The following is a 2,650-nucleotide window of genomic DNA, read 5'->3' as shown; positions in this document are numbered from 1 at the left end:
CTCGTCAGTCATGCGGTGCCGTTCCTCGCGTGTGCCGTGCGGGTCGCCAGGGTGTCGAAGCCGATGCCGTGCAGCCCGTTCACCGTCGTGGACAGGTGGTTGCGCAGCGGTGCGGTCCAGCGCGCCGGAAGCGCCTGCGGGCCGCCCGCCAGCAGGCCCGCCAGGGAGCCCGCCGTCGCGCCGTTGGAGTCGGTGTCCCAGCCGCCGGAGACCGTGCGGCAGATGGACGCCGTGAAGTCCCCGTCCGCGTGGGTGAGTGCCGCCGCGAGCAGCGCCGCGTTCGGGAGGACGTGCACCCAGTGGTGCGTGTCGGCGTACGCGGCGTGCAGCCGGTCGGCCACCGCGTCGAAGTCCGCCTCGGCGCGGGCCGCCTCGATGCCGGTACGGACGGCGTGCGCGTAGCGGGAGGCGGGCGGGACGACGGACAGGCCGGCCGCCAGACAGGCGTGGACGTCCGTGTCCGGGCCGTGCCCCGCCGCGTGCGCCAGCGCCGCCGCCGCGAACATCTCGCCGTACACGCCGTTCGCCGTGTGCGTGAGCACCGCGTCCCGCCAGGCCGCCGCCGCGGCGCCGCCCGGGTCGCCCGGGTGGGTCCAGCCGAAGACGTCCGCACGGATCTGCGCGCCGATCCACTCGCGGAACGGGTTGCGGTGGGTGGCGGTGTGCGGCGGCTCGACGCCGCACAGCAGGTTGCGGTACGCCACCCGCTCGGCCGTGAACGTCCGTCCCGCGGGCAGCTCCTCCAGCCACAGCCGGGCGATGTCGGCGGTGTCGAAGGCGTGGCCGTGGCGTTCGAGGAGGAGCAGGCCGAGGAGGGGGTAGTTCAGATCGTCGTCCTCGGGCATGCCGTCGATGTTCTCGGCGAGCGAGGTGGGGGCCGAGCGGCGGTTCCAGGGGTGGGCCGCCGCGGTGTCCGGGTCGAGGCCGCGTGCCGTGAACCAGCCGTCGAGGGGCCAGTTGCCGGTCGCGCGGGCCAGGGCCCGGATACCGGCCAGCGACACCTTCTCGACGGGCTTGCCGAGCAGGCACCCGGCGGCGCGGCCCAGCCAGGCGGCGTGCAGCCGCTCCCGGAGCACCCCGTCCGCGGGGTGCCCGTCCGCCGGAGCGCCCTCCGGCGCGGGCCAGGCGGGGCAGGCGGCGCGGATCGCGGCCAGCTCCGTCGGCTCCCGCTCCGCCAGCGGGCCGGGCAGCGCGGCCAGTTCGTCGAGGAGCCGGTCGGCGAGGGCGCGCAGGGACGGGTCGGCGGGCGCCTCGGAGGCGCCGGAGCGGGTGGGCGGCAGGGCGCCCCCGGCCGCCAGCCAGCGCTCCCGGACCCCGTCCGCTTCCCGGCCGTCCTGCGCGGCCTGCCGCAGCTCGTGGCCGACCAGGTCCTCGGGCTGGACCCAGGTGAGGCGCAGCGGACGCGCCGTACCCGCCGGCCCCGCCGGCCCCGCCGGACCCGCCGGGCTCATCGGGCGCCGTCCAGCTCGTGGAAGGCGGACTCGTGGGCGCGGCGGCGCGCGACATCCTTCGCGAAGACCTCCCGGGCCACCGCCGTCAGCGCGCTGGCCGGACCCGCGAGGTCGAGCCGGCTGGCCCGGGACACCTCCGCCGTCCACTCCTCGGGCACCGCCGAAGCGCCGCGCAGCGCGCCCACCAGCGCGCCGCTCATCGTCGCGATGGAGTCGCAGTCGCGGCCGTAGTTGACGGAGCCGAGCACCGTGTGCCGGAAGTCGCCGCCGCCGATCAGCAGCATGCCGAGCGCGACCGGCAGCTCCTCGATCGCGTGCAGCCGCGAGGGGCGGCGCGCGCCCAGCGACGGCTGCCGGTAGTCGGGGCCCACGGTGTCGTACGGGGCGACCGCCTCGCGCAGCGGGCCCAGTGCGGGTTCGAAGTCCGAGAAGCGGGCCGCGGTGTCGGCCACCGCCGCGATGGCCGTGTGCGTGCCGTCCTTCGCCAGCCGCAGCGCCTCGTCCACGACCGTCGCGGGCGTGGCCCCGGGGCGGTGGGCCGCCGCCACCGCCGCCGCGAAGACGCCCGCCGCCTCCCGCCCGTACGAGGACTGGTGCGCCCCGGCCACGTCCAGGGCCTCGGCGTACGCGCCGTCCGGGTGGCCCGCGTTGACCGCGCCGACCGGCGCCATGTACATCGCGGCGCCGCAGTTGACGATGTTGCCGCTGCCCGCCTCGCGCGGGTCCACATGCCCGTAGTGCAGCCGGGCCACCAGCCACTTCTCGGCGAGGAAGAGCCGGTGCAGCGGCAGCGCCTCCACCTCCAGCTCCGGGATCCAGCGGGGGGTGCCGATCAGGTCGGGCACCAGGTGGTCGGCGACGGCGTACGCGTCGAGGTGGTCGCGCACCCGCTCGTAGACGCGGATCAGGGCGTGGGTCATCAGGGTGTCGTCGGTGACGTGTCCGTCGCCCTTGTGGTACGGGGCGATGGGGCGGGCCGTGCGCCAGTCGTCCCCGTGGAACGGCTCGACGATGCCCTGGACCCGGCCGCCGTGGCGTTCCGCGATCGCCTCGGGTGACCAGCCCTCGACGGGGCCGCCGAGGGCGTCGCCGACCGCCGCTCCGACCAGGCAGCCGGTGGTGCGGTCCTCCAGGGAGAGGGGGGTGCTCATAGGTGCGGAGGTCCTTCCAGCGAGGGGGAATCCGGTGGCGGGGCGTGG

Annotated in this window: 2 protein-coding genes; both read right to left on the bottom strand. The window is 76.9% G+C overall.

The annotated features are described in order from the left end of the window. Positions 1 to 8 precede the first annotated feature (8 nt). A complete protein-coding gene (locus G5C65_RS35130) occupies positions 9 to 1,451 on the bottom strand; it encodes an ADP-ribosylglycohydrolase family protein (protein ID WP_165303113.1) in 1,443 nt (480 codons plus the stop codon). Next, the gene (locus tag G5C65_RS35125) at positions 1,448 to 2,602 is read right to left on the bottom strand and encodes an ADP-ribosylglycohydrolase family protein (protein ID WP_165303112.1); all 1,155 of its coding nucleotides are present in this window, start codon (positions 2,600 to 2,602) and stop codon (positions 1,448 to 1,450) included. Before G5C65_RS35125 ends, G5C65_RS35130 begins: the two co-directional genes overlap by 4 nt. Positions 2,603 to 2,650: the final 48 nt, after the last annotated feature.

Source organism: Streptomyces boncukensis (assembly GCF_011045075.1).
Lineage (GTDB): Bacteria > Actinomycetota > Actinomycetes > Streptomycetales > Streptomycetaceae > Streptomyces > Streptomyces boncukensis.
Note: the sequence above shows the minus strand (reverse complement) of the source record. Positions and strands in the feature narration are given on the sequence as shown.